The organism is Paenochrobactrum pullorum, from assembly GCF_041929845.1.
Classification (GTDB): domain Bacteria; phylum Pseudomonadota; class Alphaproteobacteria; order Rhizobiales; family Rhizobiaceae; genus Paenochrobactrum; species Paenochrobactrum pullorum.
The window spans coordinates 21,967-47,125 of sequence record NZ_JBHEEH010000003.1; the positions used below are offsets into that span (position 1 = coordinate 21,967).

The following is a 25,159-nucleotide window of genomic DNA, read 5'->3' on the forward strand; positions in this document are numbered from 1 at the left end:
ATGTCTGATCTCATTATCCGCAACATCCGCCCTTTGGGTGAAGAAACGACAGATGTCTTGATCCGTGACGGTATTATTGTTGAATATGGCAAGATTGCTGATTTGCCTGACTTTCCAACCGAGGACGGTAATAATGCCATTCTTTGGCCAGGGCTCATCGATGCACATACCCATCTCGACAAAACGACATGGAACATGGATTGGCATGTCAATAACCGTCCTGCCAATTTGCGCGGACGGATTGATTTCGAACGGGAAAACCGGCTCGAATTAGGGCTTGATCCGCATGTCCAGTCCATGCGCCATGCCATCAGCCATGCAGCACATGGGGCTTCACATATCCGCAGCCATGTCGATATTGATCTGACACATGGTTTGCGTTTGGTTGAGGGTGTGCAAAAAACCCGCGAGAAATTGCAAGGCATTATCGACATTCAAATTGTCGCCTTCCCGCAGTCCGGCGTGATGGTCATGCCCGGTGTCATTGATCTCCTTGACGAGGCATTGGCCAATGGTTGCGAGGTTTTGGGCGGCATCGACCCATGCGGCATTGACCATGATCCGAAGGGGCAGCTGGATGCCATTTTTGCGCTGGCTGTAAAACATGGCAAGCCGATTGACATCCATCTTCATGAAGCAGGCGAACTGGGTGCCTTTACCATGGAGCAGATATTTGCCCGCGTGCGTGCAAATGGCATGCAAGGCAAGGTGGATATCAGTCACGCTTTTGCATTGGGGATGAATGATTACCTGCGTGTCGAGCAATTGATCGAACAAATCGCTGAACTCGATATCGGCATAGCCACGACAGGTGCGCCTTCGGCAACGGTGCCATCACTCAAACGGTTGCGTGAAGCGGGCATCCGTGTGGGTGCCGGCTGTGACGGCATCCGCGATACATGGGGGCCTTGGGGCCTGCCCGACATGATGGATCGTGCAAGGATTATCGGCATGAAAAATGGTGTGCGCTCCGATATTGATCTGCGCCACATGCTTGAACTTGTCAGTCAGGGCGGCGCTGATCTCATGCGCCTTGAGGGTTATGGCGTTAAAACTGGCTGTAAAGCTGATTTCACGCTTTTGCAGGGACAAACAATCGGCCATGCCGTTGTGCAGCCCGCAACACCACCACTAGTTGTGAAAAACGGCCAAGTTGTTGCCCGCAACGGAATCTGCATTGTGAGCATGCCATAATGAAACATAATCCTGCACAAGCCGCATTGGCGGATCTGACACTGGGTGCTCGCCCTGATGGCCGCACCTTGCTGACCGCTCAATGGGTTCTTGCCCATGAAAACGACCAGCACATCCTTCTTAAAAACGGTGAAGTGGTCATCGAAAACGGGTTGGTTATTTTTACCGGTCATGGTTTTGGCGGTGATGTTGCGCGCCGTATTGACTTCGGCGCATCACTGATTTCACCCGGCCTCATTGACCTTGATGCTTTGTCCGATCTCGACACCACCATTCTTGGGATCGACCATTTTCCGTCTTGGAAAAAAGGGCGCGTGTGGCCGCTTTCTTACGTCGAAAACGGGCCATATGAGATGTATTCCGCTGAGGAACTGGTGTTTCAAAAGCGCTTTGCTTTCGGACAACTGCTTTTAAATGGTATTACGACAGCAGCCCCCATCGCCTCGCTTTTTTATCGGGAATGGGGCGAAACAGTAGCCGAATTTGATGCGGCGGCCGATGCTGCCGGTGAATTGGGCTTACGTGTTTTCTTATCGCCCGCCTATCGCTCCGGCGGCATGGTTTTGCATCAACCGGGTGACATGCGGGCACATTTTGACGAGCCGCGTGGGTTTGCAGGTCTTGATGCTGCCAGTGATTATATCGCACGCCAAGCGGGCCGTTATGACGGTTTGATACAGGGGCTGTTTGCGCCGGACCGCGTGGAAACCGCAACGGCGGGCTTAATCCGTGAAACGATGAAACGGGCAGAAGAGCTTGATGTACAGGTGCGCCTGCATATGGCGCAAGGTGTGATGGAAGTTGAAACTGTCCGCGCGCTTTACGGCTCGACTGCACCTGTCTGGCTTGCCAAAGAAGGGCTGCTTTCATCACGTTTGATGGCACCTCATGCCACCGAAGCGACAGAAGAAGATCTTGCACTTTACGCCGAGCATGGTGTTTCGGTCATCCATTGTCCGTTGGTTTCCGGACGTGGCGGCGGCAGCCTCAACAGTTTTTCCAAGCTACGCGATCTTGGCATCAATATTGCGATGGGCACGGATACAACGCCGCCTGATATGTTGATGAACCTTTTAGTAGGTTTCATCACATGCCGGATGAATGATGGCGGGCCTGAGCGCATCATGACACGCGATCTTTTCGATGCGGCAACTCTTGGTGGCGCAAAGGCACTCAACCGCCCAGATTTGGGTCGGCTTATGAAAGGTGCACGTGCAGATATTGCGGTTTTCGGGCTTGATGATGTGATGATGGCGCCGTCAATTGATCCGATCACTACATTGGTCACCGGCGGATCAGGCAAGGTGACACGCGCAGTTTTTGTCGATGGCCGTCTCTCGATGCGCTTTGGCGAAGTTGCAGGCATTGACATGCAAGCCGCACGTGATGAGGCACAGGCGCAATTTGATCGTCTGGTCGCGCAATATCCTGCACGCACATGGGGCCATCCGCCTGTCAGCGAAATTTTTCCTCCAAGCTATGTCATGCGGGAGAATGTTGATGGCTGAATCAGTACAAAATTGTCTTGAAGTCAAAGACCTTGTGGTAGAATTTCCAAACCGTCATGGCACGGTGACAGCACTCAACAAGGTTTCGCTGACAATCAAGCCTGGCGAAATTTTAGGCATGGTGGGTGAATCGGGTGCCGGTAAATCCATGACCGGCCTCGCCATTCAAGGGCTGCTTGAACGCCCTGGCCATATTGCGTCCGGTGAAATCTGGCTCAATGGCCGTCGTATTGACGGGCTTAATGATCGGGATATGGAAACGATCCGCGGTCGGGAAATCGGTGCGATTTTTCAAGATCCTTTAACCTCGTTGAACCCGCTTTTTACAGTCGGCGCACAGCTTGTGGAGACCATCCGTCAACACCAAAAATCAATGAGCAAAGCAGATGCCCGCAAACGTGCAATCGAGCTTCTGATTGAAGTCGGCATTCCCGCACCCAATGAGCGTGTTGATCATTATCCTCATCAATTTTCCGGCGGGATGCGTCAACGGGTTGTTATAGCGCTGGCGCTGGCGGCCAAACCAAAGCTTATTATCGCCGATGAACCAACCACCGCGCTGGACGTATCGATTCAAGCGCAGATCACCGGACTCTTGCGCAAACTTTGCAAAGAACATGGAACAGCCGTGCTGCTTGTCACGCATGATATGGGGGTCATTGCCGAAACGGCTGACCGCATTGCCGTTATGTATGCAGGTCGTCTGATCGAGGTCGGTTCAGTTGAAACAGTGCTGAAAAGCCCCTCCCATCCTTATACCAAAGGGCTGATGGCTTCTATTCCAGCGCTCGGCGCACGTGTTGCCCATCTTCATCAAATCGACGGTGCAATGCCGCGTCTCAATGCAATCCCGCCAGGTTGCGCTTTTAATCCGCGCTGTATTTCAGCAGGGCCGCGTTGCAGCCGTGAACTACCGGAGCTCATACCAACATCAACTGGTGCTGCGGCATGCTGGTTGCAAAACGGAGGTGTGCAATGACAAGACAACAAAATATGGCAACTGCCGAGAGCACAGCATTAAAGGTCAGCCATCTTGATCGCATCTTTGATGCCTCGCCGTCCTTTCTTAATCGTTTGATTTACCGGCAGCCGCGCAAATTTTTGCATGCGGTCAGTGATGTCAGTTTTTCGGTTCCCCACGGTGGCTGCTATAGCCTTGTAGGAGAATCCGGCTGCGGAAAATCAACGGTTGCAAGGCTTGTAACCGGCATTTATGCACCAACATCGGGCGAAATCCGCTTTCTGGCTGGCAAAAATGGTGTGCCGCTTTCTGCCCAGATGATCTTTCAAGATCCCTATGCGTCGCTCAATCCGCGCTGGCGGGTAAAGAATATCATTGCAGAACCTTTACGCGAATTGAAACTGCGCAATAGCGCAGCCGAAATTGATGCCCGTGTGGCAGAGTTGCTCGGTATCGTAGGGTTGGCTGCAACGGATGGCGACAAGTTTCCGCATGAATTTTCCGGCGGACAACGCCAGCGAATTTCTATTGCCCGTGCATTGGCATCCGAACCCGACTTTCTGATTTGCGACGAACCGACATCAGCACTGGACGTTTCGGTGCAGGCACAAATTCTCAATCTGATGCGCAAATTGCAGGATGAATTGGGGCTGACCTATCTCTTCATCAGCCATGATTTGTCTGTTGTCCGCCACATGTCGGATAAAATCGCTGTTATGTATCTTGGGCGTATTGTCGAAGAAGCCGATACGGAAACGCTGTTTGCCGATCCCAAACATCCCTATACGCGCTTGTTGTTACACACTATTCCGAACGTAAACGAGCCGCATCGTGATCGCGAGATTGTTGCCGGAGAAGTTCCAAGTCCGCTGGCACCACCGCCCGGCTGCCCGTTTCATACACGCTGCCCGATTGCAGAAGCAAAATGCAAAGTTGAACGACCAGAATTGATGCAAAAAACCGATGGAGCACGCGTTGCCTGTCACCTTGCCTGAAAAAGAGGACTTTGCAGCAAAACCAACCATAACCCATTCAATACCAACAATAAGAACAACAGACCTTAGGAGAGGAACTATGTCTACTATCATTAAACTTGCCGCCGCCGCTTTGGCGCTTTCAGTCAGCGCATTTTCTGCGCAAGCCGAAACAGTTAAATGGGGTTCGCGGGCGGATATTTACTCGCTCGATCCAAATTCCATTCCATCCACCTCGAACCTTGCCTTCCTCAATCATATTTATGAAGGCCTAATCCGCTATGACAAGACCTTCAAGCTTGAACCGGCGCTCGCCACAGAGTGGGAATTGGTCGACAATAAAAGCTGGCGCTTCAAACTGCGTGAAGGCGTAAAATTCCACGACGGAGCAGAATTTACCGCAGATGATGTTGTTGCTTCCTTCAAGCGCGCGGGTGATCCGAATTCACCGCTCAAAGGTAATATGCCGCTTTATAAAGACGTTCGAAAAATTGATGATCACACAGTTGAAATCGATGTGACTTCACCATCATCGCTTTTCCTCAATGACATCACCAATATTTTTATCTTCGATGAAGGCTGGCTCAAAGCCAACAATACTGAAGAACCAACACGCTATGATGAGGGTAAAGAAGGCTACGCCACAACGCACACCAACGGCACCGGCCCTTTCCAATTGGAAAGCCGCAAACCGGATGCCATGACGGTTCTGACAGCCTATGAAAATTGGTGGGACGAGCGCCAACATAATGTTGATCGTCTTGAATATATTCCAATTACCTCTGCGGCCACGCGTGTTGCCGCTCTCCTTTCCGGCGAGATCGATATTATTGACAGTGCACCTATTCAGGATCTCGATCGCTTGAATGCCGATCCGAACGTAAATGTTAAAAGCCTGACCGAGTTGCGTACGGTTTTCGTCGGCTTTAACCGCCGTGACAAGTTACCAAATGGTGCGGAAAATCCGTTTAACGACATTCGTGTGCGTCAGGCGTTTGAATTGGCGATTGATCGTGATCTGATCAATAAACGTGTCATGCGTGGGCTGGCGCGCCCTTCCGGTTCACTGATTGCACCTGATATTGCAGGTTATTCAGCTGAAATTGATACCTATGAGCCAGCCAATGCGGAAAAAGCGCGGGCGCTCTTGGCAGAAGCGGGCAAAGAAGGTCTCGCTTTCAATTATACCTGCATGAACGATGAAAGCATCAATGAAGAAGATTGGTGTCAGGCCATTTCAAACTTACTGACCCGTGCAGGTTTCAAACCGACAATCGACATGGGGCCGCGCGCTATTCAATCTCCTAAGCGTTCAAAAGGTGAAACTGAAGTTTTCAACTTAAGCTGGGCCAATGAACCGACACTGGATGCCTTTTCACTGCTTTCGCAAGTGCTCGCAACTAAAGATGGCACATTTGGCGTTTCAAACTATGGCGGATGGTCGGTTCCGGCTCTCGATGAAAAAGTGCGCGAGGCTGCAAATATGGTTGATCCGGATGAGCGTATCAAACTGGAGGGCGAAGCTTTGAAGATCGCCAAAGATGAAGTGATGGCCATTCCGCTGCATCAACAGCCGATTGCATGGGCAACAAACAAGAAAATTGAGTCAATGGATTTACGGGCCGACAATAAAGCACGCCATTGGTTCACCGTTGTAGGTCAGGCCAAATAATAAAACTATCATGCCGCTCCGTTTTGACGGAGCGGCATTTTATGAGGGGGCTTCATGCCGAACGAGCTTGATAAATTACACTTGGGGCAGCGTCCCCAAGGCCGAACTCTGCTGACCGCAGATTGGCTTTTGGGTTATCGCGACGGCAGCCATGTTTTTCACCGCAATGGCGAATTGGTGATTGAAGGCAATTGCATAATCTATGTCGGCTCACGCTTTGAAGGTGACGTTGCGCGCCATCTTGATTTTGGTGCCGCACTGATATCTCCGGGTTTGATCGACCTTGATGCTCTGTCCGATCTTGATACTTATAGTCTCGTTCTTGATAACCAGCCGGGCTGGTCGCGCGGGCGCATCCATCCTGATACCTATCTGGCAAAAGGGGCTTACGAAATGTATTCCCCTGAAGAGCTTGCTTTCCAGAAGAAATTTTCATTCGCCACCTCACTTTTAAACGGTGTGACAACCGCACTGCCGATTGCATCCTTATATTATCGTGAATGGGCGGAAACGGCGCATGAATTTGATGCTGCTGCCGATGCAGCCATTGATATTGGCTTAAGGGTTTTCTTAAGTCCTGCTTATCGATCGGGTGGTGCAGTCGTTGATCAGCACGGCACGATTGATCTTTATTTTGATGAAGAACGCGGCTTTAAAGGCCTTGAAACGGCATGTGATTTTATCCGTCGTCGCGCGGGCGATGGTGCCGGTTTGATCAATGGTTTGCTTGCACCTGACCGCGTCGAAACCAATACGGCCAAATTGATGCAAGCGACATTCAAAGCAGCAGATGAGCTTGATGTTCCTGTTCGCATTCACATGGCGCAAGGTCAATTCGAGGTTGATATGATGCGCCGTTTGCATGACGCAACTTCAGCTGAATGGCTCACCTCACTTGGTTGTTTCAATGATCGGGTGATCGCACCACACGGCACCCACGCAACTGAAACTGATCTTGATCTTTATGCCGAACATGGCGTGACACTTGCGCATTCCCCGCTTGTCTCTGCACGTATGGGTTCTATTTTGAAAAGCTTTGCGTCGATACGGCAAAAAGGCATCAATATCGGTATGGCGACCGATACCGCACCACAGGATATGTGGATGAATATGCTGACAGGTCTTACGGCCTGCCGGATTGCGGAAAAGCGTTCCGATGCCGCCTTCAGCGCGGATTTTTTTAATGCTGCCACCCTTGGTGGAGCACGCGCTTTAAAACGTTCCGACATTGGCAAACTCGAAGCTGGCGCACTTGCTGATATCGCCATCTTCCGGCTGGATGATCCGGCGATGACCCCAACCGTTGATCCAATCACAACATTGGTTCTGGGCGGGACAGGCAAAGTTACCGAAGCGGTTTTTGTTGATGGCAGATTGTCAATGCGCCGTGGTCAGGTGGCTAATATCGATATCAAAGCCGCACGCGTGCAAGCGCAAACACAATTTGAAGGCTTGGTCGAAAAATATCCCGACCGGAGCTGGAAACATCCTTCTGTAAACCAGCTTTTCCGCCCCGCTTTTCCCATTATTGAATATTGACGAGGTTGCTATGATTGAAACCATTTTCACAAATGCCACTGTTTTGACGATGGACGCCGACCGCCGGATCATCGAAAATGGTTTTGTGCGTGTTGCAGGCGACCGGATTATCGGGATTGGCCGATCGGATGAAGCTGCACCTAAACCAGAAGACAAAGTGATTGATTGCCACGGCAAACTGGTTATGCCCGGCCTTATCGACGCGCATGGTCATGCCGGACATTGTTTGATCCGCGGCATTGGTGTTGATACCAATCCGTTATGGATGCGTATTGTGACACCTGCTTATTGGCATGCGACCACGCGTGAATTCTGGGCTGTCGAAGGCATGGTTTCTGGCTTGGAGCGTCTTCGCGCCGGTGTCACAACTGGTGTCAGCATCATCAGTTCCATGCCACGCAGCGATGATCCCGAATTTGCTATTGGTCATGCCCGCGCTTATGAACAAATAGGCCTGCGCGAGATTATTTGTACCGGTCCCGCAGGCCTGCCGTGGCCGCGAGAGGCAACACGCTGGGACAGCGGCAAGCCTGTACGCCATGCCGTGACTTTTGATGAAATGATGGAAGGGGCAGAGGCAACCATCCAATCCATTGATGGCAGCGGCGATGGTCGCATTCGTGTTTATTTAACCCCTTTTACCATCGTGCCTTCGGTTGACCCGTCCAATATGTCTTCGCCTGATCAAGCAGCACAGCTCAAACAGGTTGATCGTGATCATGCCCGCTCTGTCAGAGAACTTGCACGTAAATATGGTGTGAGGCTTCATTCAGATGCTTTTGCGGGTCAAATCAGACTTGCGGCGCAAGACAAAGAAAATGCGCTGCTTGGCCCTGATATTCATCTACAGCATTGCTGGGGTATTTCGCATCAGGAAATTGATATTCTGGCCGAGACCGGCACCTCTGTCACCCATGCACCTCCCGGCCGTTCTACGCCGGTGATTGAAATGATGGCTCGCGGTGTCAATGTGGCGATTACCACCGATGGAACGGCACCAAACCGCTTTTTTGATATTTTGCAAACGGCGCGGCTGTTCCAAGCAACCCAGCATGTCTTGCGTAATCATGACCGCTATTATTTCCCGCCGGGTAAAGTACTGGAAATGATCACTATCGACGCGGCGCGTGCTTTGGGACTGGATCATGAAATCGGCTCGCTGGAAATTGGCAAAAAGGCAGATATTATCGTCATCGATATGCAAGCACCTCACCTGACGCCTGATTGGCAGCCGGTGCATCGTTTGATTGCGCAAGCAATTGGCAGTGATGTTGAAACCGTGATGGTCAATGGCAAAACCATCTATGATGACCGCCGTGCACTGAACGTCGATGAAGCGGAAGCTTTACACGAAGGCAACCGTGTTGCCCGTGAATTTGTCACCAGAGCCGGACTTGGCGAGCATCTTCGAGATCCGGGCTGGGGGCAGGTTTACCGCACTTTCGACGAGCCTGTCGAAGTCGCACCCTGGTCATAAGATAAAAGAAGCCCCATGATGCAGATATGATTTAAAAAAGAGGCCGATAACGGCCTCTTTTGTTTTATAATATAATCAAAGTCGCTTAATCATCTTTGCCGTAAATACCGGTATGGATGACACCATCAGCACCGCACCAAGCACGGTACATGCCCGGACTATTAAATGGCAGTTCAATATTGCCTTTGCCATCAATAGCAATCAATCCGCCTGAACCACCCACTTCACCCAATTCACGCACCACATCACCTGCGGCTTGCGCAAGGCTTTGATTGGCCCAACGCATACGTGCATCAATTTCGTGCCCCACTGCCCAACGAATGAAATATTCACCATGACCGGTGGCAGAAATAGCAGCGGTTTTATCATCTGCCCAAGTGCCTGCGCCGATAACTGGGCTGTCGCCTACACGACCAGGTGTTTTCGCAGTCATGCCGCCTGTGGACGTTGCAGCCGCAACATGGCCATGTTTGTCCAGCGCCACAGCACCCACAGTGCCATGTTTACGAGCCGGATCACCATCATCGGCCAGACCCAAACGGCGGCGCTCCATTTCGGCATTCAAAGCATCAAGGCGTTGCTGGGTGGAAAACCATTCCGGTTCCATCATTTCCAACTCTGCTTTTTCACAAAAACGTTTGGCACCCTCACCCCCCAAAAAGACATGCTCCGTTTTTTCCATCACTGCACGGGCGGCCAAAACCGGATGACGCGGGCCACAAATACCGGTAATCGCTCCGCAATCCCGTGTTGCACCATCCATAACGGCCGCATCCATTTCATGGGTTGCATCAGTCGTAAAAACAGCGCCTCGTCCGGCGTTAAAAAGAGGATTGTCTTCCAGTGCCATCACGGCAGCAGTTACAGCATCAAGAGCGGTTCCGCCTTCATTCAAAATATTCAAACCTGCTTCCAGACAGGCTTTGAGACCTGCATGATATGCAGCTTCACGATCCGGTGTCATATTGGTTTTCAAGATCGTGCCCGCACCACCGTGGAGTGCAATAACAGGAGTAATTTCAGACATAATATTCCTCAGATATTGGTATGTCCGGTGCATAAATGCCACCGATAAAAATGCCGGACTTTTTGTATAGAACAATGCGCGTGAGAAAGAAATAAAGCGGTTTCGTTGATTTCAAAAAGTTGAAGCCGTTTTTATGAAAGTTTGAGAAATAATTTACCAACACAGCGGCAACATCGTTTAAAAGATTGACAATAAACAACGAACTTAATCGGAATGGCCGGAGGGAAAGATGCGGGTTTATATATGTGCGGATATTGAAGGTGTTGCAGGCGTTGTCACGTCCCAGCAAGGCCAACCCGGCAATCCGGAATATGAGCGCGCACGACGTTTAATGACAGAAGAAGTCAATGCAGCCATAGAAGGTGCCTTGGCGGGTGGTGCCGATTACATACTGGTTAATGACTCTCATGGCCCTATGGTCAATATTATTCCGGAATTATTGCATTCATCCGCAGAGCTTATTCTCGGACGCCCAAAAAAATTCAACATGGCGGCCGGTCTGGATGAAAGCTTCGACATGCTTTTCTTTACCGGTCATCATGCCAGTGCAGCGCAATATGGTGTTCTTGCCCATACGACCAATGGATTTGCTTTTCGCGGCATAAAACTGAATGGCCAACAGGTTGGCGAACCCGGTTTTTACGGCGCTTATGCCGGTGAACTTGGTGTACCTGTCGCCTTGATCACCGGTGATGATCAAACAGAGAAGGAAAACCGCCCGTTTTTCCCTGAAGCAGTATTTGCAACTGTCAAAACAGCTCTCGGTAACCGAGCAGCACGTCAGGTGTCTGTTCATAATGCACGCATGATGATCCGCGATCTTGCCAAAAAAGCGGTTGAACGCAAAAATGAGCTGAAGCCTTGGAAGCCTTTTACTGGCCGTATTCATGCTGAATTTACGATGAATTCGCCACTTCTTGCCGATCAGATGGCGATTATTCCTTGCGCCCAACGAACAGACGCAACAACCATTAGCTTTGACTGTGAAAATATTGCTGAAGCGGTCGGATGGATGGGTGTTCTTTCAGGCCTCTCCGCCAGTGTAAGATAAGTTTAAATCCAGCAACAAACTCCGATCATGTCATAGATTGAAATGATCGGAGAAATCATTATTAAGCCTCCGGCTAAACAAGCGATACTGTTAGCGTTTGTTTACGAAGGCAACAAACTTGCGCCCATCAGTTGCAAATCAATAGCGCGTGCTGCCTGTCTCCCCTCACGTATAGCCCACACCACCAAAGATTGCCCCCGCCTGACATCACCGGCGACAAAAAGTTTGGCGACTGTTGAGCGATAATCCGTCGTATTGGCTAAAACACTGACATTGCCGCGTGTGTCGGTTTTCAGTTTTAACCGCTCACCCAATTGTTCAATCACACTCTGCTGGTCAGGGCCGCTAAAACCCAGTGCAATAAATGCCAAATCAGCCTGTAAGATAAATTCCGTGCCGGCAATAGGCTTACGTCTTTCATCAACACTGCAACAGGTTATATGGGTTAATTTACCATTTTCACCACCAAACCCGAGTGTCGCCACCTGAAATTCGCGCATTGCTCCTTCAGCTTGTGATGAGGAAATACGAAGTTTAGTTGCCCAATATGGCCAGACACCAAGCTTGTCTTCCCGCAACGGAGGCTCAGGGCGGATATCAAGCTGTGTGACCTGCACCGCGCCTTGACGAAATGCAGTACCGACGCAGTCAGATGCAGTATCGCCACCGCCCACAACCACCACACGTTTTCCATCAGCCGAGATTGTTTCATTGAGCTGCCAATGCCGCGATTGCTCATCCTCTTTGCCGACACGACGGTTTTGTTGAACCAGATAAGACATGGCATCATAGACACCATGCAGCTCACGCCCCGGCAAGGCCGGATCGCGTGGTGTCTCTGCACCGCCGCAATAGAGCACGGCATCGTAATCATCCAATAATTGCTGAATTGCTATATCTTTGCCAATTTCAATGCCGCAATGAAAATTGACCCCTTCACCCTGCATTTGCGCTAGACGACGGTCGATCAGATGTTTTTGCATTTTAAAATCAGGAATACCATAACGCAGCAAGCCACCGGCACGGCTTTCACGCTCATAAACATCAACCCCGTGTCCAGCCCGTGCCAACTGTTGCGCTGCTGCCAAACCTGCCGGTCCTGAACCAATAATTGCCACGCGTTTGCCGGTTTTGATGGCAGCAATTTGTGGCTGCATCAATCCCAATTCGAAAGCTTTATCTGCCAAAGCCTGTTCGATCGTTTTGATCGCCACAGGCATATCTTCGAGATTAAGCGTGCAAGATTCCTCACACGGTGCCGGACAAACACGACCGGTAAATTCCGGAAAATTATTTGTCGAATGAAGATTGACAATCGCTTCTTGCCATTGACCGGAATAAACCAAATCATTCCAATCGGGGATCTGATTATTGACCGGACAACCAGTGTCACCACCTTTATCACCATGGCAAAAAGGCACGCCGCAATCCATACAGCGCGCAGCCTGCCTTTGCACTTCTGTTGTGCTTAAAGGCAGCGTAAATTCACGAAAATGCCTGATACGATCCGAGGCTGGCTGATATGGCGCAACCTGCCGATCAATCTCCATAAAACCTGTAACTTTACCCATTTCAATAACCTGTTCTTGAGCTGGAATGTGATTTACTCTGCTGCAACCGGATTGCGCAGAAATTCCATTTCTTCCAGCGCACGGCGATATTCGACCGGCATGACTTTGACGAATTTCGGGCGATATTGTTCCCAGTGATCAAGGATGGCTCGTGCCTGTTTGGAGCCAGTATAATGATGATGATTGGTCAAAAGCTGCACCAATCGCTCCTCATCATGGCGGGTCATATTGCCCGACACATCCACCCGCCCTTTATACATCAGGTCTCCGCCTTGATGGCTCAGGCGTTCCAGAATATCATCTTCCTCTGCAACCGGCTCCAGCTCGACCATGGCCATATTGCAGCGTTGTGCAAAATCACCGGCTGCATCAAGTACGTAAGCCACACCGCCAGACATACCGGCTGCAAAATTGCGCCCCGTTTCACCGATGACCACCACAACGCCGCCGGTCATATATTCGCAGCCGTGATCACCTACACCTTCAACCACCGCAACAGCGCCGGAATTACGAACGGCGAAACGTTCACCTGCTTGCCCGCATATATAGCATTCGCCTTCAATGGCACCGTAAAGCACAGTATTGCCTGCAATGATTGCCTGTGCTGCATCAAGTTTGCTGCTCGCGTCAGGACGAATAACAATGCGACCGCCGCTGAGCCCTTTACCAATATAATCATTGGCCTCGCCAAAAAGTTCAAAACTGATGCCATGCGCCAGAAAAGATGCAAAAGATTGTCCGGCTGTACCTTTAAAACGCACTTGGATCGTGTCTTCGGGCAAACCTTTATGGCGATATTTGCGCACCAAAGCTCCTGAAAGCATCGCACCCACGGAACGGTCGGTGTTTTTGATTGTTTTTGTTAAAACAACCTTCTCGCGCCGCTCCAATGCCGGTTCCGCTTCTTTAATCAATTGACGATCCAGCACATCATCAATCGGATGCTCCTGACGTTGTGTGCAGCGCAGCTTTTCTGCATCATTGCTAGCCGTCAATGGACGGTAGAAAATGCGGCTGAAATCCAAGCCTTGCGCTTTCCAGTGATCAATCGCTGCTTGTTGCTCAAGCAAATCCGTGCGACCGATAATGTCATCGAGTTTTTTAAAGCCCAGTTCCGCCAGCAATAAGCGCACTTCTTCAGCCAGATAGAAAAAGAAATTGATCACATGTTCCGGCGTTCCTTTAAAGCGACGGCGCAACACCGGATCTTGGGTCGCAACACCAACCGGACAGGTATTGAGGTGGCATTTGCGCATCATGATACAACCGGCAGCAATCAAAGGCGCGGTTGAAAAACCAAACTCATCGGCACCAAGCAAAGCGCCGATAATCACATCGCGTCCGGTGCGCAAACCACCATCCACCTGAAGGGCAATACGCGAGCGCAAGCCATTCAAGACCAGTGTCTGATGCGTTTCGGCCAAGCCTGTTTCCCAAGGTGAACCGGCATGTTTAAGCGATGTCAGCGGTGATGCACCGGTGCCGCCATCATAACCGGAAACGGTGATGTGATCGGCACGCGCTTTGGCAACACCGGCAGCCACAGTACCAACCCCCACTTCCGACACCAGTTTAACCGATATATCAGCTTGCGGATTGACGTTTTTAAGATCGAAAATTAGCTGTGCCAGATCTTCAATCGAATAAATATCATGATGCGGCGGCGGTGAAATCAAACCAACACGCGGGGTGGAATGGCGTGTCTTGGCGATGGTTGCATCAACTTTATGGCCCGGCAGCTGGCCGCCTTCTCCCGGTTTTGCACCTTGCGCCACTTTAATCTGGATCATATCGGCATTAACCAGATATTCTGTTGTAACGCCAAAACGTCCCGAAGCAACCTGCTTGATACTGGAACGATACGGATTGGATGATCCATCAGGTCGCGGATAAAGCCGGTCGGGTTCCTCGCCGCCTTCGCCCGTATTGGATTTGGCACCCATGCGGTTCATGGCAGCAGCCAATGTCGTATGTGCTTCGCGCGATATTGAACCAAATGACATTGCACCGGTGGAAAAACGCTTCACAATTTCTGTGGCAGGTTCAACATCCGCCAGATCAACAGGTTGTTCTGCCCGTTCTACAGCGCTTTTAAGATGAAATAACGAGCGAATTGTTTTGGCGGCAGCTGAGCGGCTATTCAGCATATTTGAATATTGGGCAAAACTTGCCGGATTTTCATTGCGCACGGCATGCTGCAATTTTGCCACCGCATCCGGTGACCACATATGGGCTTCGCCGCGGATACGATAGGCATATTCGCCGCCGACATGAAGCGCATTGGTACCACCAATTTCTTTGATGAAAGCTGCGTCATGGCGCAGCACAGTTTCCTGCGCCACTTCCTCCAAGCCGACACCTTCGATCATTGATGCAGTACCGAAAAAATAACGGTCAACAAATTCTTGTTGCAGGCCGATTGCATCAAAAATCTGCGCCCCGCAATAAGACTGATAGGTCGAGATGCCCATTTTAGACATCACCTTGAGCATACCCTTACCAAGAGATTTTATATAACGGTTGACCACTTCACGGCTATCGACTTCCGCCGGAAATTCACCACGATGATGCATGTCGATTAATGTATCGAAGGCAAGATAAGGATTGATTGCCTCCGCGCCATATCCGGCCAGACAGCAAAAGTGATGCACCTCGCGCGGCTCGCCCGTTTCCACCACCAAGCCGACAGACGTACGCAATCCCTTGCGTATCAGATGATGATGCACGGCAGCCGTTGCCAGCAATGCAGGGATTGCAATACGATCGGGCCCGACCTGACGATCAGACAAAATAATAATATTATAACCGCCATGCACAGCAGCTTCAGCCCGTTCACAAAGACGCTCCAATGTGCCGCCCATACCAGCTGCACCTTCATTGACCGGATATGTCATATCCAGCGTTTTGGTATCAAACCGATCTTCGGAGTGACCGATCGAGCGAATTTTTTCCAAATCTGCATTGGTCAAAATAGGTTGGCGCACTTCCAGACGTTTGCGCCGCGAGGTGCCGACAAGATCAAAAATATTCGGTCGCGGACCAATAAAAGATACAAGGCTCATCACCAGTTCTTCACGGATCGGATCAATCGGCGGATTGGTGACTTGCGCAAAATTCTGCTTGAAATACGTGTAAAGCAGCTTGGCTTTATCCGACAGCACCGAGATCGGCGTGTCAGTCCCCATCGAGCCGACAGCTTCCTGCCCTGTTGTCGCCATGGGTGCCATCAAGAGCTTGGTGTCTTCCTGCGTGTAACCAAAACTGCGCTGACGCTCCAGCAGGCTGACATCACGTCGTAATGCGCGCGGCTCTACTGGTGGCAGCTCCTCCAGCACCAACTGGGTATTTTTGAGCCACTGGCGATATGGATGGGCATTGGCGATTTGTGATTTCAACTCATCATCACCGATGATGCGCCCCTGTTCCAAATCAATCAGCAGCATACGGCCGGGCTGTAAGCGCCATTTTTTGACAATGCGGCTTTCCTCAACCGGCAAAACACCTGCCTCGGACGCCAAAATAATACGATCATCATCCGTAACCAGATAACGGGCAGGACGCAAACCATTCCGGTCAAGTGTTGCGCCAATCTGGCGGCCATCGGTAAAGGCAACCGCGGCAGGACCGTCCCAGGGTTCCATCAAGGCTGCATGATATTCATAGAACGCCTTGCGTTCATCACCCATCAATTTGTTGTTGCCCCATGCTTCAGGGATCAGCATCATCATTGCATGGCTTAAAGAATAACCACCTTGCACCAGAAATTCGAGCGCATTATCAAAGCATGCCGTATCAGATTGCCCCTCATAAGAGATCGGCCATAATTTAGAAATATCATTTCCAAACAACTCGCTATCGACCGAAGCCTGACGTGCTGCCATCCAATTGACATTGCCGCGCAAGGTGTTGATTTCACCATTATGCGCAACCATGCGGTATGGATGCGCCAAGCGCCAAGAGGGAAAAGTATTGGTGGAAAAGCGCTGATGAACCAATGCCAACGCACTTTCAAAACGCGGATCATTCAGATCGTGGTAATAAGCACTGACCTGAAAACTTAAAAACATCCCCTTATAAACAATAGTGCGCGCGGAAAGCGAAACGATATAAAAACCTTTATCATCGCCATTATTTTCTTGATAAATCCGGTTGGAGATCACCTTGCGGAGCACAAACAAACGCCGTTCAAATTCATCCTCAGAGGTGATCGACGGATTGCAGCCAATAAAGACCTGCATATGATAAGGTTCAGTCGCAATAATATCCGGTTCTTTTGAAAGAGACGAATTATCAACCGGCACCTCGCGGAAAGCGATAAATTGCTGGCCTTCCATTGTTATAACTTCACGAATTAAGCTTTCAATCTGGTGACGCAATTCTTCATCGCGGGGCATGAAGAGATAACCGACACCATAATGACCGGCTTCAGGCAGCTGGATGCCGCTTTCAGCCATTTCTTCGCGAAAAAAACGATGCGGGATCTGAACCAAAATGCCTGCACCGTCACCCATCAGCGGATCGGCACCCACGGCACCACGATGGGTGAGATTTTCCAGCATTGACAAGCCATCGCGCACAATTTGATGCGACGGCTTGTTTTTCATATGTGCGATAAAACCAACCCCGCAGGCGTCATGTTCATGGCGCGGGTCATAAAGCCCTTGCTGTTGCGGCAGGGTGCCATGATGCAAATTTGTTTTAAAAGATGCGCTTCGATCCACGACGGGATCTTCGGTAATATGCTGGGTTTTAGGGGTTTTGATCGATGTTATTGTTTTGCCGCTTTTCTCTGTATGTGTGTGAGCTTGAATTGCCCCAACAGAATGCGACTTAATAAACATCGAAACCTCCTTAGATCCGGTTTTGGATCATGTGCCGGTTCAGACGTGCGGCTGCAACCCGTCCTCCGGACGGGATGAAAAACGGCACCGAGACGGCAGAATTGATAAATAAGTTGGAAAAACTGCTTATTCCGAGAAGAAAGCAGAATAGAAAAAGAGTGCCATGCAACAGATCAATCATCATGTCCTCCTTCTTTCTTTCAAATGATCCGGTTATGAGATCAGTTCGTATCGCCAAAAAATGCGAGCCATCTACGGAATAGTTCTCGTCAGAACAGTCAACAACATTTGCATATGCCATTCCATTATCGACTGAGAACACAGGTTAAATTGAGACATCACACACTGCATTGAAGCCAATTTATAGCTAGTTCAATAGGTCAGTAGTGCTGCCCTATTATTTTATTGCAGATTTTTTACGCTTCCACAAGACCGAAATGATCGAGACGGCAACATTTTTTGCAACTTTATTGCGCTTGCATACTTCTTTTATGGAAAATCAATGATTTATGCTGGCACGCACTGATAACAAAAAATATCTCTTAAACGCATAAAAAGCTGCACTGTTGCAACAGTGCAGCTTTTACTTTTTCGAAGTGGGAGCTGAAGAAAGACGGGCGTTACGCCGCTTTTACTTCCGCTGGCAACCGGATCAGATAATCAAAAGCAGAAAGCGAAGCTCTTGAACCTTCGCCCATCGCAATCACGATTTGCTTGTAAGGTGCAATTGTACAATCGCCTGCGGCAAACACACCGGACATCGAGGTTGCACCATAAATGTCGGTGATGATTTCACCGCGTTCATTCAGCTTCAACGTATCTTTCAGCCATTCAGTGTTTGGAACAAGGCCGATCTGCACGAAAATACCTTCGAGCGGCACAGTATGAACATCACCACTGATACGATCTTCATAAATCAAGCCGTTAACGCGCTTGCCGTCACCTGTCACTTCAGTAGTTTTGGCAGATGTTATAATCGTCACATTCGGCAGACTTCTGAGTTTCCGCTGCAAGACATCATCTGCACGCAAGACCTTATCATATTCAATCAATGTGACATGGCGAACGAGACCGGCAAGATCAATTGCTGCTTCAACGCCGGAATTACCGCCGCCGATAACAGCAATCTTTTTGCCTTTAAACAAAGGGCCATCGCAATGCGGGCAGAAAGCCACACCTTTATTGATATATTGTTCTTCACCCGCAACATTCATTTTGCGCCATCTGGCACCGGTTGACAAAATAACCGACGTACCTGTCAGGCTTGCACCGGAAGCAAGTGATACTTTGAAACCCTCAGCCGTCTGATCAAGCTTAACGGCCTGCTGACCGCTGATGATCTCTGCATCATATTGGCGAACATGCTCTTCCAAAGCACGCGCAAGCTTAGGGCCTTCTGTATGGGGTACCGAAATCAGGTTTTCGATCGACATAGTATCGAGAACCTGACCACCAAAACGATCTGCCACAATGCCGGTACGGATACCTTTACGCGCTGCATAAACAGCAGCAGCAGCACCGGCCGGGCCGCCACCAACAATCAGCACATCAAAAGGTGCCTGTTCGTTGATTGCTTCCACAGCACGTTCACCGGCACCAGTATCGATTTTGGCCAAAATTTCTTCTGCACCCATTCGCCCCGAACCGAACACTTCGCCATTCAGGAAAATTGAGGGAACAGACATGACCTGACGCTCGGAAACCTCATCCTGAAATAAAGCGCCGTCAATGGCTACATGCTCAATTCCGGGATTGAGCACCGACATCATATTCAGTGCCTGCACGACATCAGGACAGTTTTGGCAGGACAAGGAATAATAAGTCTCAAAGCGGAAATGACCTGGGAGATTGCGAATTTGATCAATAAGCGCCTGCTCGACCTTTGGCGGATAACCGCCAACCTGCAACAGTGCCAAAACGAGCGAGGTAAATTCATGACCAAGCGGCAGACCTGCAAAGGTCAGATGAATGTCTTCGCCTGGTGCATTAAGCGCGAAAGACGGAACACGCGCCCCTTCAATCACGCCGCGTTTAATGGTGATTTTATCTGACTGTTCACGGATTTGTTCGAGAAGCTGCATCAGCTCGCGTGATTTGGCATCATCACCTGCAAAAGCCGTAATTTCTACCGGCCGGACCAGACGTTCCAGATAGCCCTTCAATTGGGTTTTCAAGTTCGTATCGAGCATAATAATTCCTCTGAAAAAAACGATAGCGGTCATCAGGCGGCCTTGGGAGCAGCCGCCTGAGTTTCATGTTTTAAGAATAATTAGATTTTGCCGACCAGATCGAGTGAAGGAGCAAGAGTTGCTTCGCCTTCCTGCCATTTTGCAGGGCAAACTTCACCTGGATGTGCGCGGACATATTGCGCAGCTTTGATCTTGCGTACGAGATCAGATGCATCACGGCCAATACCTTCAGCTGTGATTTCCATGGCCTGAATGATACCATCCGGATCAATGATGAAAGTTGCACGGTCTGCAAGACCCTGACCTTCACGCATAACACCAAAATTATTGGTTACAACACCACTTGGATCTCCAAGCATGGTGTAATTGATTTTACCGATTGTGTCGGATGAATCATGCCATGCTTTATGGGTGAAATGCGTATCGGTGGAAACAGAATAAACCTCAACACCCATTTTCTGCAATTCTTCATAATGGTCTGCAATGTCGCCCAGCTCGGTCGGGCAGACAAAAGTGAAGTCGGCAGGATAGAAGAAAAAGACGGCCCATTTGCCCAAAACATCTTCTTCGGTCACGGAAATAAATTTGCCCTGACGGTAAGCCTGCGCGATGAAAGGTTTGATCTGTGTATTTACGGTTGCCATTGATGCACTCCTGTCAGAATGGTGTCTAAGGTGCATATAGGGGTTATTTCATAATTTTCCAAATCAATTAAAATTCTTTCATTGATAGGTTTTACTTATCAACACCAAAGAGTAAAATTTGCATCTTTGATAAAAATTTGAGGGGCATAGGCCAGTTAAAATCACCTCTCCAGTTGGGGTTTAAAGCCAAGGGCGCAGCTTGACTTTCCCAAATGAATTGACGTGCAGATTTAAAAAAACATAGTGTATCGCCGAGGCGACAACATTGGGGTGGATGAAATTATCGATCTTATCATTTTTGACTGCGACGGCGTATTGATCGACAGTGAAATTATCAGCGCCAATATGCTGATCCATGAACTGGAAAAGATCGGTATCAATATTGACCGCAGCTATGTCGCCAGGCATTTTTTAGGACGCAGTTATCCAACTGTTTTCTCAACCATACGCTCTGATTTCGGCGTTGAATTGCCAGCTTCGTTTGAAGACCAATATCGTGATCAGCTATTAAAAGCATTTGATGAGGGGCTTGAAGTCATAACAGGGGTTGAACAAATATTGCGCGAGGTGAAAAAACCGTGGTGTGTGGCAACATCGTCCAGTTTGCCTCGTGCTGAAAAATCACTGGAACTGACGGGGCTTCGTGGATTGGTCGGCGACAGACTTTTTACCGCCAGCATGGTCGAGCGTGGCAAGCCCGCTCCTGATCTTTTCTTTCATGCCGCCAAACAAATGAATGCTGCGCCGGAGCGCTGCCTTGTGATTGAAGACAGTCTTAACGGAATTAGGGCGGCGCGCGCTGCCGGTATGAGGGTTTGGCGATTTACCGGTGGAAGCCATATGAAAGGCCAGCATATTGATGAAGCTGATGATATAAAGTCTGATTTACAATTTGATGATTTTTCCGTTTTTTCAACATTGATTGAGCAAAATTTATTATGAGCCTAACCCCGATGAACCGAGCCGATACCGACCTTAAATCCGATGATGCAGTCGCGCGTGCAGGCTGGCTTTATTATGCAGGCGGGATGACGCAGGATCAGGTTGCAGCCGAAATGGGCATTTCGCGCCAGCGTGCCCAACGGCTCGTCAGTCGCGCAGTGGCAAGCGGCATCATTAAAGTGCGTCTCGAGCACCCTATTGCGGCCTGTCTGGAATTAGAAGCCCGATTGCGTGAGCGCTACGGCCTGATCGAATGCCGCGTTGTACCAATGCTGGGTGCCGGTGCTGACCCGGCCCATGTCATCGCACCTGCTGCTGCCGCTTTGTTTGAAAAAATATTGGCACGAACAGAACCTCAGGTCATTGGTGTTGGCACTGGTCGCGCATTGCGTGCAATGGCGGATGAATTACAAAAAGGGACATGTGACCGCCATCGTTTGGTATCATTGATCGGTAACATTTCCACTGATGGCTCTGCCACAATGTTTGAAGTGATCCTTTATATTGCCTCCCGTTTGAATGCTCCGCATTACCCGATGCCCGTTCCTGTTATCAGCAGCAATCGTGAAGAACGTGATGCGTTTCTAACTTTGAAGCCTGTACAAGCAGTTCACAGATTGGGGCGCAAAGCCGACGTGATTTTTGTCGGTGTCGGCCAGATGAACCATCAAGCGCCCCTTTTCCTTGATGGTTTTGTCAGCGAAAAAGAGCTCGATGAAGTGCATGCCCTTGGAGGAATCGGAGAAGTTGCGGGGCATATTTACGACCATGAAGGCCATTACATTGAAAGTGAAATCCACGATCGTATGGCAGGGATACGCGTTGAAGCCGGCCTTGAACGGCTGGCGGTTGGCATTGCAGCAGGTGCCAGCAAAATTGATGCTATTCGCGGCGCTCTGAAAGGGCGAATTATCAATGGCCTGGTCACCGATGAAGCAACCGCTATTGCATTACTTTGATTAGTTTCAATGGTTTAACGTATTTTTATCACTCGCCTTCAAAAGGCTTTCCATAGCGTCCATATCATCATTTTAAACATCTTTATCCGGCAAGGTTGAAGACCTCGCCGGATATTTCTTATCATGCTTTTGTCTTAGATAGCTGACGAACACATGTTTTGCCGGAAATAGAACTTGACAGAATTGTGCCGTTGTCGAATATTTGACCAACGTTCGAATAATTGCTCAAGAAATACCTTGGGAGGGGTAAAATGTCATTAACGATACGTGGATTGGTTGGAGCCGGTTTTATGGCTGCCTTGTCGATGACGGCAAGTGCGGAAACGATTACGGTTGCAACGGTCAACAATGGCGATATGATCCGCATGCAGGGTCTGATGCCGGAGTTTAAAGCCCTTCATCCTGATATTGATGTTGAATGGGTCACTTTGGAAGAAAACGTGCTGCGCCAGCGCGTCACCACCGACATCGCCACGCAAGGCGGCCAGTATGATGTGTTGACCATCGGCAATTATGAAGTGCCGATCTGGGCCAAACAGGGCTGGTTGCTGCCGCTTGACAATCTCGGCGATGATTATGACGCAGCCGATCTTTTACCAGCTGTTGCCGCATCGGTCAGTCTAGACGACAAGCTTTATGCCGTCCCGTTTTATGCGGAAAGTTCGATGCTGATGTATCGCACAGACTTGCTTGAAAAAGCGGGACTGACCATGCCGGAAAATCCGACATGGGAATTTGTGCGTGAAGCTGCTGAGAAAATGACGGATAAAAATGCCGGTGTCTTCGGCATTTGTTTGCGCGGGAAAGCCGGTTGGGGTGAAAACATGGCGCTTCTGCCTGCCATGTCCAACTCGATGGGCGCGCGTATGTTCGATATGGACTGGAAGCCGCAATTTGACAGTCCGGAATGGAAAAAAACCATCGATACCTATCTGGATCTGATGACCAATTTTGGCCCTCCGGGTGCATCTTCCAATGGTTTCAATGAAACATTGGCACTGTTCCAAACAGGTAAATGCGGCATGTGGATTGATGCAACTGTTGCTTCATCCTTCATCTCAAATCCAAAAGACTCAACCGTTGCCGACAAGGTTGGTTTTGCCAAATCTCCAAGTGGAGAAGGTATCGACAATCATGGCAATTGGCTTTGGTCATGGAACCTGGCTATTCCGAAAACATCTAAAAAAGCTGATGCCGCCCAGACTTTCGTCGCTTGGGCAACTTCCAAAGCCTATCTGGATCTGGTCGCCAAAAAAGAAGGCATTGCCAATGTGCCTCCGGGCACACGCACATCGCTTTATGAAAATCCAGAATATCTGAAGGAAGCACCATTTGCCAAGGTAACACTTGAAGCAATCATGGCTGCAAATACACAACATCCTTCAGTTCAGGAGGTGCCTTATACAGGTGGTCAGTTCGTAGCCATTCCTGAATATCAGGCTATCGGCACGGCAGTCGGGCAACAGTTTTCTGCAGCTCTTGCAGGTAGTGTCACCGGTGATGCAGCCAGAGCCACTGCGCAGCAGCTGGCAACCCGCGAGATGACCCGCGGCGGTTATATCAAATAAACCGGCGCTTTATTGCTACGCCCCCATCCAACGGGATGGGGGCGTAGCTTTCTTGTTATCAAGCTCTAACTGGCATGATCAATATTTCCATTGATTGTTTCGCATTAAAATAATCCTGCTCATCCGTGTTATTTTGCTGAACAGGATTAATCAGACAAGGCACAAAGACATGGCCACACAAGCATCGCGCTCGGCAAGTCGCCTGATGATTTCGCCCGCAGTTATCCTGTTATTATTATGGATGATTGTACCGCTGGGCATGACCATCTGGTTTTCGTTTCTGCGCTATAATCTTTTGATGCCGGACGCGATTAGTTTTTCAGGCTTCGAAAACTATCACTATTTTTTCACCGATCCTGCCTTCTGGCCAGCTTTATTGAATACATTGATTTTGGTTCTGGGCGTGCTGGCGATCACCACCATCGGCGGCACCTTGCTGGCATTGTTGCTTGATCAGCCAATATTGGGGCAAGGTCTTGTCCGTGTTTTAGTGATTGCGCCTTTTTTCATCATGCCGACGGTTTCGGCTCTGGTTTGGAAAAACATGTTTTTCAATCCGGTTAACGGATTGTTCGGCTGGGCCGCGCGCAGCCTCGGTTTTGCGCCGATTGATTTTCTAGCCCAATATTCCTTGCTGTCGATCATCATCATTGTTGCATGGCAATGGCTGCCTTTTGCCACCCTGATCCTTTTAACAGCGCTGCAATCGCTCGACCGTGAACAATTGGAAGCAGCCGAAATGGATGGCGCCGGAGCGTTCTCCCGCTTTTACCATATCATGCTGCCGCATCTGGCTCGCGCAACAACCGTTGTCATTTTGATCCAGACTATTTTCTTGCTGTCCATTTTTGCCGAAATTCTTGTGACCACCAATGGCGGCCCCGGCACATCATCAACCAATCTAACCTATCTCGTTTATGCTCAGTCATTGCTGCAATTCGATGTCGGCCTTGGTTCTGCCGGCGGCATTGTTGCGGTCATTTTAGCTAATATTGTCGCGATCTTCCTGATGCGGATGATCGGGCGTAATCTGGAGACGTGA

General features: G+C 49.7%; 17 protein-coding genes. 12 read left to right on the plus strand and 5 right to left on the minus strand.

The features are described 5' to 3' along the window. The 7 genes from JNC77_RS07840 (at position 1) to JNC77_RS07870 (ending at position 9,325) form a co-directional block, all read left to right on the plus strand. Positions 1–1,194: an amidohydrolase family protein gene (locus tag JNC77_RS07840; protein ID WP_374831189.1), complete on the plus strand. Its 1,194-nt coding sequence runs from the start codon at positions 1–3 to the stop codon at positions 1,192–1,194. Continuing rightward, positions 1,194–2,702 carry an amidohydrolase family protein gene (locus JNC77_RS07845; protein ID WP_374831191.1) on the plus strand — a complete coding sequence of 503 codons (1,509 nt, stop codon included), beginning with the start codon at positions 1,194–1,196 and terminating at the stop codon, positions 2,700–2,702. The genes JNC77_RS07840 and JNC77_RS07845 overlap by 1 nt, the downstream gene beginning before the upstream one ends. After that, a complete protein-coding gene (locus JNC77_RS07850; RefSeq protein WP_374831193.1) occupies positions 2,695–3,681 on the plus strand; it encodes an ABC transporter ATP-binding protein in 987 nt (328 codons plus the stop codon). Before JNC77_RS07845 ends, JNC77_RS07850 begins: the two co-directional genes overlap by 8 nt. Next, positions 3,678–4,658 (plus strand): ABC transporter ATP-binding protein, encoded by a 981-nt coding sequence (locus JNC77_RS07855; protein WP_374831195.1) that lies wholly within the window; start codon positions 3,678–3,680, stop codon positions 4,656–4,658. The genes JNC77_RS07850 and JNC77_RS07855 overlap by 4 nt, the downstream gene beginning before the upstream one ends. 79 nt (positions 4,659–4,737) lie before the next feature. Beyond that, a complete protein-coding gene (locus tag JNC77_RS07860) occupies positions 4,738–6,309 on the plus strand; it encodes an ABC transporter substrate-binding protein (RefSeq protein WP_374831197.1) in 1,572 nt (523 codons plus the stop codon). Positions 6,310–6,363: 54 nt separating this feature from the next. Next, on the plus strand, positions 6,364–7,848 hold the full coding sequence (locus JNC77_RS07865; RefSeq protein WP_374831199.1) for a chlorohydrolase family protein: 1,485 nt from the start codon (positions 6,364–6,366) through the stop codon (positions 7,846–7,848). 10 nt (positions 7,849–7,858) lie between these two features. After that, positions 7,859–9,325 carry an amidohydrolase family protein gene (locus JNC77_RS07870; RefSeq protein ID WP_374831201.1) on the plus strand — a complete coding sequence of 489 codons (1,467 nt, stop codon included), beginning with the start codon at positions 7,859–7,861 and terminating at the stop codon, positions 9,323–9,325. 85 nt (positions 9,326–9,410) lie between these two features. On the opposite strand, the gene JNC77_RS07875 is transcribed toward JNC77_RS07870, so the two are convergent. Continuing rightward, positions 9,411–10,352 carry an isoaspartyl peptidase/L-asparaginase family protein gene (locus tag JNC77_RS07875; protein ID WP_374831203.1) on the minus strand — a complete coding sequence of 314 codons (942 nt, stop codon included), beginning with the start codon at positions 10,350–10,352 and terminating at the stop codon, positions 9,411–9,413. A gap of 229 nt (positions 10,353–10,581) precedes the next feature. Between JNC77_RS07875 and JNC77_RS07880 the strand changes: the two genes are divergently transcribed. Continuing rightward, positions 10,582–11,403, plus strand: a complete 822-nt coding sequence (locus JNC77_RS07880; RefSeq protein WP_374831205.1) for a M55 family metallopeptidase — start codon at positions 10,582–10,584, stop codon at positions 11,401–11,403. 101 nt (positions 11,404–11,504) lie between these two features. On the opposite strand, the gene JNC77_RS07885 is transcribed toward JNC77_RS07880, so the two are convergent. The 4 genes from JNC77_RS07885 to ahpC form a co-directional block, all read right to left on the minus strand. After that, positions 11,505–12,974 (minus strand): glutamate synthase subunit beta, encoded by a 1,470-nt coding sequence (locus tag JNC77_RS07885; RefSeq protein WP_374831207.1) that lies wholly within the window; start codon positions 12,972–12,974, stop codon positions 11,505–11,507. A 32-nt stretch (positions 12,975–13,006) separates the two neighbouring features. Continuing rightward, positions 13,007–17,695, minus strand: a complete 4,689-nt coding sequence (gene gltB / locus JNC77_RS07890) for a glutamate synthase large subunit (protein ID WP_374831503.1) — start codon at positions 17,693–17,695, stop codon at positions 13,007–13,009. A 740-nt stretch (positions 17,696–18,435) separates the two neighbouring features. Continuing rightward, positions 18,436–20,004 (minus strand): alkyl hydroperoxide reductase subunit F, encoded by a 1,569-nt coding sequence (gene ahpF, locus JNC77_RS07895; protein ID WP_374831209.1) that lies wholly within the window; start codon positions 20,002–20,004, stop codon positions 18,436–18,438. 80 nt (positions 20,005–20,084) lie between these two features. Beyond that, positions 20,085–20,648: an alkyl hydroperoxide reductase subunit C gene (gene ahpC / locus JNC77_RS07900; RefSeq protein ID WP_374831211.1), complete on the minus strand. Its 564-nt coding sequence runs from the start codon at positions 20,646–20,648 to the stop codon at positions 20,085–20,087. A gap of 270 nt (positions 20,649–20,918) precedes the next feature. Here ahpC and JNC77_RS07905 point away from each other — a divergent pair, with 270 nt between their 5' ends. From JNC77_RS07905 to JNC77_RS07920, 4 genes are all read left to right on the plus strand, one after another. Beyond that, entirely contained in the window at positions 20,919–21,590 is a 672-nt protein-coding gene (locus JNC77_RS07905) for an HAD family hydrolase (RefSeq protein WP_374831213.1), read from the plus strand. Next, positions 21,587–22,549: a sugar-binding transcriptional regulator gene (locus JNC77_RS07910; RefSeq protein ID WP_374831215.1), complete on the plus strand. Its 963-nt coding sequence runs from the start codon at positions 21,587–21,589 to the stop codon at positions 22,547–22,549. The genes JNC77_RS07905 and JNC77_RS07910 overlap by 4 nt, the downstream gene beginning before the upstream one ends. A gap of 251 nt (positions 22,550–22,800) precedes the next feature. Beyond that, positions 22,801–24,117, plus strand: a complete 1,317-nt coding sequence (locus tag JNC77_RS07915) for an ABC transporter substrate-binding protein (protein ID WP_374831217.1) — start codon at positions 22,801–22,803, stop codon at positions 24,115–24,117. 169 nt (positions 24,118–24,286) lie between these two features. After that, positions 24,287–25,159, plus strand: coding sequence for a carbohydrate ABC transporter permease (locus JNC77_RS07920; RefSeq protein WP_374831219.1), 873 nt, complete (start codon positions 24,287–24,289; stop codon positions 25,157–25,159).

Bases quoted from the DNA above. Each gene is read 5' to 3' on its own strand.
- JNC77_RS07840 (WP_374831189.1), top strand. From the start codon at position 1: ATGTCTGATCTCATTATCCGCAACATCCGCCCTTTGGGTGAAGAAACG.
- JNC77_RS07845 (WP_374831191.1), top strand. From the start codon at position 1,194: ATGAAACATAATCCTGCACAAGCCGCATTGGCGGATCTGACACTGGGT.
- JNC77_RS07850 (WP_374831193.1), top strand. From the start codon at position 2,695: ATGGCTGAATCAGTACAAAATTGTCTTGAAGTCAAAGACCTTGTGGTA.
- JNC77_RS07855 (WP_374831195.1), top strand. From the start codon at position 3,678: ATGACAAGACAACAAAATATGGCAACTGCCGAGAGCACAGCATTAAAG.
- JNC77_RS07860 (WP_374831197.1), top strand. From the start codon at position 4,738: ATGTCTACTATCATTAAACTTGCCGCCGCCGCTTTGGCGCTTTCAGTC.
- JNC77_RS07865 (WP_374831199.1), top strand. From the start codon at position 6,364: ATGCCGAACGAGCTTGATAAATTACACTTGGGGCAGCGTCCCCAAGGC.
- JNC77_RS07870 (WP_374831201.1), top strand. From the start codon at position 7,859: ATGATTGAAACCATTTTCACAAATGCCACTGTTTTGACGATGGACGCC.
- JNC77_RS07875 (WP_374831203.1), bottom strand. From the start codon at position 10,352: ATGTCTGAAATTACTCCTGTTATTGCACTCCACGGTGGTGCGGGCACG.
- JNC77_RS07880 (WP_374831205.1), top strand. From the start codon at position 10,582: ATGCGGGTTTATATATGTGCGGATATTGAAGGTGTTGCAGGCGTTGTC.
- JNC77_RS07885 (WP_374831207.1), bottom strand. From the start codon at position 12,974: ATGGGTAAAGTTACAGGTTTTATGGAGATTGATCGGCAGGTTGCGCCA.
- ahpF (WP_374831209.1), bottom strand. From the start codon at position 20,004: ATGCTCGATACGAACTTGAAAACCCAATTGAAGGGCTATCTGGAACGT.
- ahpC (WP_374831211.1), bottom strand. From the start codon at position 20,648: ATGGCAACCGTAAATACACAGATCAAACCTTTCATCGCGCAGGCTTAC.
- JNC77_RS07910 (WP_374831215.1), top strand. From the start codon at position 21,587: ATGAGCCTAACCCCGATGAACCGAGCCGATACCGACCTTAAATCCGAT.
- JNC77_RS07915 (WP_374831217.1), top strand. From the start codon at position 22,801: ATGTCATTAACGATACGTGGATTGGTTGGAGCCGGTTTTATGGCTGCC.
- JNC77_RS07920 (WP_374831219.1), top strand. From the start codon at position 24,287: ATGGCCACACAAGCATCGCGCTCGGCAAGTCGCCTGATGATTTCGCCC.